Origin of the sequence: Nonomuraea sp. NPDC049028 (genome assembly GCF_043197735.1) — a bacterium.
Taxonomy (GTDB): Bacteria; Actinomycetota; Actinomycetes; order Streptosporangiales; family Streptosporangiaceae; genus Nonomuraea.
Genome location: NZ_JBICTR010000036.1, coordinates 1 through 8,096, shown reverse-complemented (window position 1 = coordinate 8,096; position 8,096 = coordinate 1). Strand labels below are relative to the sequence as shown.

Here is an 8,096-nt window from a genome sequence, read left to right as displayed (position 1 = left end):
TCGGGGGTTGAGGAACATCGGAACGAAAACCGGCGCTAAGCCTCCCGTGCACCTGAGAGCGCTTTGACCTGGACTTCTTCGAGGGCGGAGCCTTCAGCAGTCGTGCTGATCATTGACTGTGTGGAGGTCCGGGGTGCCGGTCGAGTTTCTGACGGATGCACAAGCCGCCGCGTACGCGGCGTATGACGGGACGCCGTCCCGTACGGAGTTGGAGCGGTTCTTCTTCCTGGACGACGCGGACCGGGAGCTGATCGAGGGCAAGCGGCGGTCCCACAACCGGCTGGGCTTCGCGGCCCAGCTCACGACCGCGCGTTACCTCGGGGTGTTCCTGGACGACCCGACCGAAATGCCGGCCGAAGTTGTCGACTACCTTGCCGAGCAGCTCGGCATCGCGGACGCGTCGGCACTGAAGGCGTACGGGGAACGGGAGAACACCCGGCTGGCCCACGTCCGTGAGCTGCGGAAGCTCCTGGAGTACACGGAGTTCGCCGAGGCGGAAGCCGAGTTGCGGGTGTGGGTGGACGCGCGGGCGTGGACAACCGGGGAGGGCCCGAAGGCGTTGTTCGACGCGGCGGTGGGGTGGCTGCGTGAGCGGCGGGTGCTGCTGCCCGGTGTGACGACGCTCGCCCGGCTGGTGGCTTCGGTGCGGGAGGCGGCGAACCAGCGGCTGTGGGACAGCCTCTGCGGGCTGCTGAGCGCCGGTCAGCGGGCGGTGCTCGACTCCCTGCTGACCGTGCCGCCCGGTGCGCGGGTGTCGGAGCTGGACCGGCTGCGGCGCGGCCCGGTGCGGATCTCCGGGCCCCAGATGAAGTGGGCGCTTGAGCGGGCGGCGGAGATCGACGCGTTCGGGATGGGTGAGCTGGACGTGTCCGGGATACCGCCGCGGCGGCTGGCGGAGCTGTCGCGGTACGGCGTGGACGGCAAGGCGTCCTTGCTGCGACGTCACGGCGACTCGCGGCGCCTGGCCACGCTGCTGGCCACCGCGGTCTACCTGACGAGCAGGGCGGTCGACGACGCGCTGGATCTGCTGGAGGTGCTGATCGCGACGAAGCTGCTCGCGCGGGCGGAGCGGGAGACGGCAAAGCAGAAGCTGAAGACGCTGCCGAGGATGGAGCGGGCCGGGATCAGGCTGGCGACCGCGTTCCGGGTCGTGTTCGACACCACGAGCGAGCAGGTCGACACCGAGTCCGGGGAGATTAGTCCGCCGGAGGTGGCGACGCTGACGGCGATGTGGGAGCGGATCGAGGAGGTGGTGCCGCGCGAGGAGCTGGCCGCCGCGATCGCCGCGCTGTTCGAGCTGGCGCCGCCGATCGACTCGGACGCGGACGAGGCCTGGCGCACCATGCTGGTCACCCGGTTCCCCACCGTACGGCCGTTCCTGGCGCTCCTGGTCCAGGTCGTCGACTTCGGCGCGACCCCGGAGGGCCTGCCGGTCCTAAAGGCATTGAAGTCCCTGCCCGACCTGATGGGGCGCAAGAAGGTCGGACCCGACGAGATCGACACGTCGCTGCTGGTCGGCTCGTGGCGGCGCCTCGTGCTGGCGGCGCCGCACCTGGAGGCGGGCACTGTGGACTGGAAGGCGTACGTGTTCTGCGTGCTGGAATCCTTCCACCGGCTGCTGCGCCGGCGGGAGGTGTTCGCCAAGAACTTCTCGAAGTGGGGCGACCCGCGGGCGAAGCTGCTGGACGGCGAGGCGTGGGAGCAGGTCCGCCCGACCGTGCTGGCCTCTTTGAACCTGCCCGGCGAGGCGGGTGAGCACCTGGCGGCGCGGGCCGCGCTGCTGGACGGCACGTACCGGGAGGTCGCCGGGCGGGTGCCGGCGACCTCCCAGATCGTGTTCGGCGACGACGGCCGCCTCCATTTCGCCGCCCTGGAGCCGGAGCCCGAACCCGCCTCCCTGATCGACCTGCGGAAGGCGGTGGAGGCGATGATGCCCCGCGTCGACCTGCCGGAGGTCCTGCTGGAGGTGTTCTCGTGGACTGGCGCCGACCAGGCGTTCACCTCGATCACCGGCGGCGAGGCCAGGCCGAAGGACCTGCACGTGACGGTCGCCGCGCTGCTGGTCGCGCACGGCTGCAACGTCGGCTACACGCCAGTCATCGGCGGGATCGACGAGCTGAAGTACGGCAGGTTGTCCCACGTTGACCAGACGTATCTGCGACTGGCCACCTACCGGGCCGCGAACGCCACCCTCATCGAGCACCAGGCGTCCATCGGCCTCGCGCAGGTGTGGGGCGGCGGGCTGGTCGCCTCGGTCGACGGCATGCGGTTCGTCGTCCCCGTCCCCTCCGTCTACGCCCGGCCGAACCCGAAGTACTTCGGGCGCCGGGGCGGCGCGACGTGGCTAAACATGATCAATGACCAGGCGGCGGGGCTCGGCGGGAAGGTGGTGGCTGGCACCCCGCGCGACTCCCTGTACGTGCTCGATGTCCTCTACGACCGGGACGGCGGCAAGCGCCCGGAGACGATCGTCACGGACACCGCCTCGTACTCCGACATCGTCTTCGGACTCCTCACCCTGGCCGGGTTCGCGTACGCGCCGCAGCTCGCGGACCTGCCGGACCAGAAGATGTGGCGCATCGACCGCACCGCCGACTACGGCGCCTTCCAGGAAGCGGCCCGCGGCCGGGTCGACCTCACTCGGATCGAACGCCAGTGGCAGGACATCCTGCGCATCATCGGCTCCATCCACACCGGCGCCGTGCGCGCGTACGACGTGATCCGGATGCTGTCGCGGGACGGGCGGCCGACCCCGCTGGGAGACGCGATCGCGCACTATGGGCGGATCGCCAAGAGCCTGCACATCCTGCGCCTGGCCGACGAGCCCGGCTATCGCCGCCAGATCAAGGCGCAGGCCAACCTCCAGGAGGGCCGCCACTCCCTCGCCCGGACGATCTTCCACGGCCGTTCCGGGCAGCTCTACCAGCGCTACCAGGACGGCATGGAGGACCAGATCGGCGCGCTGGGCCTGGTCCTGAACGCCGTCGTCCTCTTCAACACCCGGTACATGGACGCCGCTGTGAACCAACTGCGCACGGACGGGTTCGACGTGCGCGACGAGGACGTCGCCCGCCTTTCCCCGTTCGTGCGGCAGCACATCAACATGCTCGGCCGGTACTCGTTCGAGCTGCCCGTGCTGCCCGGCGGGATGCGCCCGCTGCGTGACAAGGACGCCACCGACGACGAGTGACGTCGCACGATGGCTCGTCGTGGTCTCCTCCATCTTGACCGAGGCGTCTGCGCTGCCCAGGCCCCGGAGAGGGGTACGGGAGCCGACACACCGGCCGGAGCTGTTACGGCTTCGCGGATCCGCTCGGCGGCCCGGCGGGCCCGGTACGCCTTCTGTCGGCAGGCGGGCCGGTCGTAGACGGCGTCCCGGCGGTGACCGTGGTCCAGGGCGAACCGGTCCGGCTTCTCGTCGTTGGTCAGGTTCCCGGTCATCGGGGTGAGCGCCCGACGGCGAGCCGACCCGGTGCGTGGGCGCGGGGCCGGCTCCTGGTATCAGTACGGCGTGACCTTGCCTGCTGGCTGATCACTTCGCCTGGGAGAGCGAGACCGCGTCGGGGCCGGCGGGGAATCGCAGCTGGCCGGTCGTGTCGTGCACGGCTCGCCACACTGTCTCGGCGACGTCGCTCTCCTTGGTGAACAGGTCCTGGCCCGTGAAGTCGCCCATGGCCTTCTTCGCCCATGGTGCGTAGGGCGCCGGGACCAGCTCGTCCAGCGAGGCGCCCTTCGTCGCGTTGGCCGCGAAGTTCGTCGTCAGGCAGGCGCCCGGCTCGACCGTCTTGGCCTGCACACCGAAGGGCGCGAGCTCGAGCGCGAGGGATGCGGTGAATCCCTCGATGGCCATCTTGCTTGCCTTGTAGACGGCCGAGAGCGGCATGTGGCCCAGCACCACGCTGGAGGTCACGTTGACCACCACGCCGGAGCCGCGCTCGCGAAACTGGGGCAGCACCGCCTGCGTCGTCGCCATCACGCCGAACGTGTTGGTTTCGAAGACTTCCCGCACTCGGGCCATGGGGGTGCCCTCGAACACGCTGATCGACGGGACGCCCGCGTTGTTGACCAGGACGTCGATGGGCCCGGCCGCCTCGAACGCGGCGGTGATGGTCTGGGGCTTGGTCACGTCGAGCTCGACGACGCGCAGCCGGTCCGACTCGGGCAGGACGCCCGCACGCGTAGTGCGCATCGTGGCGATGACGTTCCACCCCTGCGAGTGGAAGTACAGGGCGGTCTCCCGTCCGTATCCGGATGAGGCACCAGTGATCAGAACTGTCTTCATGCGGTGATCCTTGCGATGTAGTGGGACCCGCGAATAGACAGGCATTTTCCTGCCCCGCGGAAGAACTGGTGATCCCATTGAATCGCTCTGACCTGCTGGAATAGTAGAACTATCGTCGCTTCGTCTTGCACGATCCTCCCTCATAATCCGGCCGCTCAAGGTAGGACGCCTGCGGTGCTTCGCAGGCGGGCCGCGTCCCGGCTCGGGGGTGCGCCGAACTGGCGGCGGTACTCGCGGCTGAACTGCGACGGGTTGTCGTAGCCGACGCGGTGGCCGACTCCGGTGACGTCGCCCGGGTGGGTGGCGAGTAGCAGCCGGGCCTCCTGGAGCCGGATCTGTTTCTGGAACTGGATGGGGCTCATCGCGGTCACCGCCTGGAAGTTGCGGTAGAACGCGGAGACGCTCATCCCGGACAGCCGTGCCACGTCCTCGACCCGGAAGGGCTCGGCGTAGTGCTCGCGGATCCAGCGCACGGCCCGGGCGACATGGCTGAGGCCGCTGTCGGCGAGGCCGAGCTGGCGCACCGTCGCGCCCTGCTCGCCGGTGATCAGGCGCCACAGGATCTCGCGTTTGACCAGCGGGGCCAGTACGGCGCGGTCGCTGGGCTCGTCGAGCAGGCGCAGCAGCCGGACTACCGCGTCGAGCAGCGCGGGCGGGGCGTCGCTGACGGCGATCCCCGACGGAGTGCCTCCAGCGGGGCGGGGGGTGTCGCCGGGACCGGCTTGCAGCAGCAGTTCGGCGACGGCGGACGGTTCCAGCGTGAGGCCGAAGCCGAGGGCCGGCTGCTCGGGGGCGGCCTGGGTGAACTGTCCGGTGACGGGCAGGTCGACGGATGCGACCAGGTACTGCCCGGCGCCGTACGCGTAGACCCGGTCGCCCAGCGCGAGGCGTTTGGCGCCCTGGGCGATGACTGCGAGCACCGTGCCGGACATCGAGGGCGCGGGCGGATCCGGCCGGTCGACCTTGGAGATGAGGACGCCGTCGATGGCGGTGGTCCAGTCGGGCCGGGCATGCCGGGCCAGCAGGGTGCGGAGCTCTTCGAGGTGCATGCGTCCATTGCAGCACTGTCTGTGCTGCAATTCCCGTGCTCGCGAGGATCGTGCAAGTACCAGCGAGCATCGTTCTAACGTTTTCGCAGGTCATGGCGATTGAATGGAATCACCTCACTCCATCAACGTAGAAGAAGGCCTCCATGATTGCCACGTACGGCTTCAACGCCACCCTGACCGCCAGGCCCGGAATGGGCGACCGGCTCGTCGACCTGCTGCTGACCGGCCTGCACGAGGGCAGCCCCGGCGCGAGCGAGTACTGCGTCGTCTACCTCGTCTCCCGTTCCGCGTCCGCCCCCGACGTCGTCCACGTCACCGAGGGCTGGACCAGCGAGGAGGACCACCACCGGATCTTCGCCGGCGAGGCCGCCCAGGCCATCGTGGCGCAGATCGGCGGACTGCTGGCCAAGGAGTCCGAGTACACCGACTACGTGCCGGTCCGCGGCAAGGCCGCCTTCTGACCCGCCGAACACACCACACCCCAGCCCGTGCCGCCGCGGTGCCCGCTGAGGCGCCCCCTCCTCGCCCGACCGTCCCGCCACCACCCACGAAAGGCAACGACCATGACTACGGCACGACCCGCCCTCGACCCCGAACTGCATGAACTCTTGGCCGACATGCCGCTGATGTCCCAGCTCAGCCCGGAAGTGCTGGCGCAGGTGCGCCCCTTCTCCTCGCTGCCCGTCGATCCGCTCCTCGAAGGTCGCGCGATCGACCGGCGCGAGGTCACCGCTGCGAGTGCGGACGGCACCACGATCCCCTTGTCCGTCTTCAGTCCCGCGAACACCGATCGCACCACCGCCGCACCCTGCGTCTACTGGATGCACGGCGGCGGGATGGTCATGGGCGACCGCTTCTCACAGATCGACATCCCGCTGGAGTGGCTCGACGAGTTCGGCGCCGTCGTGGTCTCCGTCGGCTACCGGCTCGCGCCCGAGGCCACCGGCATCATCCCGGTCGACGACTGCTACCAGGGACTGCTCTGGATCGCCGACCACGCCGAAGAACTGGGCATCGACCCCGACCGGATCATCGTCGCAGGCGCCAGCGCGGGCGGCGGCCTCGCCGCCGGCGTCACCCTGCTGGCCCGCGATCGCGACACCCCGACGATCGCCGCCCAAGTCCTGATCGGCCCCATGCTCGACCACCGCAACACCACCACCTCCAGCCTCCAGTACTCGAACGGGCCCGGCGTCTGGAGCCGGGAGATGAACGGATTCGGATGGCGCTGCCTCCTCGGCGACCTCACCGACGACGAGGTACCCGCATACGTCTCACCCGCCTTGGCCGACGACCTCGCGGGCCTGCCGACCACCTACATCGACGCCGGCTCCGCCGAAGTCTTCCGCGACGAGGCCACCGACTACGCCACCCGCATCTGGGCTGCCGGCGGCCAGGCCGAACTCCACGTCTGGGCAGGCGGCTTCCACGGATTCGACGCCCTGTCCCCTCAGGCACACATCTCGGCCACAGCCCGCCGAACCCGCACCGACTGGCTCGCCCGGCTCCTGCCCACGAACCCCGCCGCATAGGTGAAGTCGACGAGTTTCGGTCGTACGCTTCAGCCTTGGCTAAGACCTCAGCGTCTGCTGTCTCCGGGCGCGAGCAGGCTGGTGACCTCGGCGATCGCCTCCGCCGAGAGGTGGAAGTAGCGCCGTACGTTCTCCGGCTTCTTGTGCCGGGACTTCGCCATCAGCATGGGCAGGCTGGCCCCGGCCTCGCCGAGGTGGGTGAGACCAGAATGGCGGTATTCGTGCAGGTCCCAGCCTGTGCCCGGCACCCCGCCGACTGCGGTGTGGGCGTCGAGCAGGGCGCGGGCCTGGCCGTACGACAGCCGGACCAGCCCGGTGTCCGGGCACACGTCACGCGGCGCGATGACCTTGCTGGGACCCGGCTTGCGGTGGGTGACGAACACCGGCCCGCGTGTGCGGCCCTTGATCAGCCGGGGCAGCAGGCGGGCGGTGCCGGCGTCCCAGTACACGGGCTCCATGACGTAGTCCTCGCGCGGGGCACCGCGGCGGCGGGTACGCGGCTTCGAGCCCTTGGCCTTCACCGGGGCCCTGCGGGCGGCAAGGTCCAGCTCCTCGATGTTGACGCCGAGGATCTCCTCCGCCCGCGCGACGGTCTCGTACAGCATCCGCCACAGCGTCTTCTCCCGCAGGTGGACCTCGCGCCGGGCGATCAGCCGGTCCACGGCCATCTTCGAGTGGGCCGGGGTCTCCGAGTCCGGCGGGGGCATCCGCTTCACCCAGGCCGGGACAGCCGGGCCGTCGTATCCGCGCTCGACACACCAGCCTAGCCACGACAGCACCGCCGCCCGCCGGGCGTTCCACGTGTTGACCGCGGCCTCGCCCCACAGTTGTTCGAGGGCGCCGCCGATCTCGTCGTCCGCGACGGTGGCGAGCGGGCGGGCATCACCGAGGTGCTCGGCGGTCTTGCCGACGCCAATTCCGTACGACCGGAGCGTGTTCGCGTTGTCGAGCGAGTCGAGGAACACGTCGGCCGCCGCGCGGACGGTCAACGCCTTTCCGACGGGCAGTCGTACGACGGCGGGCACCGCTTCCCCCCTTGCCACAGATAACGGGGCCGCTTCGTACACAGCCCCGAGAACGTCGCCGCAGGTCGCGATCAGCGATGCCGCAGATAATAGAGCGTTATCTGCGGAAGACTTCAGACGGGTCCCGCCGCCGACCATCCGTCAGCCGCCCACCAGGGCCGATCGAGGCTTAGCGCCGGTTTTCGTTCCGATGTTCCTCAACCCCCTG

Annotated in this window: 6 protein-coding genes; 3 read left to right on the top strand and 3 right to left on the bottom strand. The window is 69.8% G+C overall.

Annotation, left to right across the window (positions count from 1 at the left end; translation table 11 throughout):
• Positions 1-133 precede the first annotated feature (133 nt).
• Entirely contained in the window at positions 134-3,190 is a 3,057-nt protein-coding gene (locus tag ACGFJ2_RS59180) for a Tn3 family transposase (protein WP_393484264.1), read from the top strand.
• Between the two features lie 342 nt (positions 3,191-3,532).
• Here ACGFJ2_RS59180 and ACGFJ2_RS59175 read toward each other — a convergent pair whose 3' ends face one another.
• Together ACGFJ2_RS59175 and ACGFJ2_RS59170 are read right to left on the bottom strand one after the other, a co-directional pair.
• Positions 3,533-4,282, bottom strand: a complete 750-nt coding sequence (locus ACGFJ2_RS59175) for an SDR family oxidoreductase (protein WP_357962565.1) — start codon at positions 4,280-4,282, stop codon at positions 3,533-3,535.
• 155 nt (positions 4,283-4,437) lie between these two features.
• Entirely contained in the window at positions 4,438-5,331 is an 894-nt protein-coding gene (locus ACGFJ2_RS59170) for an AraC family transcriptional regulator (protein ID WP_148646602.1), read from the bottom strand.
• A 143-nt stretch (positions 5,332-5,474) separates the two neighbouring features.
• Here ACGFJ2_RS59170 and ACGFJ2_RS59165 point away from each other — a divergent pair, with 143 nt between their 5' ends.
• Together ACGFJ2_RS59165 and ACGFJ2_RS59160 are read left to right on the top strand one after the other, a co-directional pair.
• A complete protein-coding gene (locus ACGFJ2_RS59165) occupies positions 5,475-5,792 on the top strand; it encodes an antibiotic biosynthesis monooxygenase (protein ID WP_350600099.1) in 318 nt (105 codons plus the stop codon).
• 102 nt (positions 5,793-5,894) lie between these two features.
• Positions 5,895-6,863 carry an alpha/beta hydrolase gene (locus ACGFJ2_RS59160; protein ID WP_393484259.1) on the top strand — a complete coding sequence of 323 codons (969 nt, stop codon included), beginning with the start codon at positions 5,895-5,897 and terminating at the stop codon, positions 6,861-6,863.
• A gap of 47 nt (positions 6,864-6,910) precedes the next feature.
• Here the strand turns inward: ACGFJ2_RS59160 and ACGFJ2_RS59155 are convergent, their stop codons facing one another.
• Complete coding sequence (locus tag ACGFJ2_RS59155; protein WP_393484256.1) at positions 6,911-7,888, bottom strand: tyrosine-type recombinase/integrase; 978 nt, start codon at positions 7,886-7,888, stop codon at positions 6,911-6,913.
• Between the last annotated feature and the right edge of the window lie 208 nt (positions 7,889-8,096).

Bases quoted from the DNA above. Each gene is read 5' to 3' on its own strand.
- ACGFJ2_RS59165 (WP_350600099.1), top strand. From the start codon at position 5,475: ATGATTGCCACGTACGGCTTCAACGCCACCCTGACCGCCAGGCCCGGA.
- ACGFJ2_RS59175 (WP_357962565.1), bottom strand. From the start codon at position 4,282: ATGAAGACAGTTCTGATCACTGGTGCCTCATCCGGATACGGACGGGAG.
- ACGFJ2_RS59160 (WP_393484259.1), top strand. From the start codon at position 5,895: ATGACTACGGCACGACCCGCCCTCGACCCCGAACTGCATGAACTCTTG.
- ACGFJ2_RS59170 (WP_148646602.1), bottom strand. From the start codon at position 5,331: ATGCACCTCGAAGAGCTCCGCACCCTGCTGGCCCGGCATGCCCGGCCC.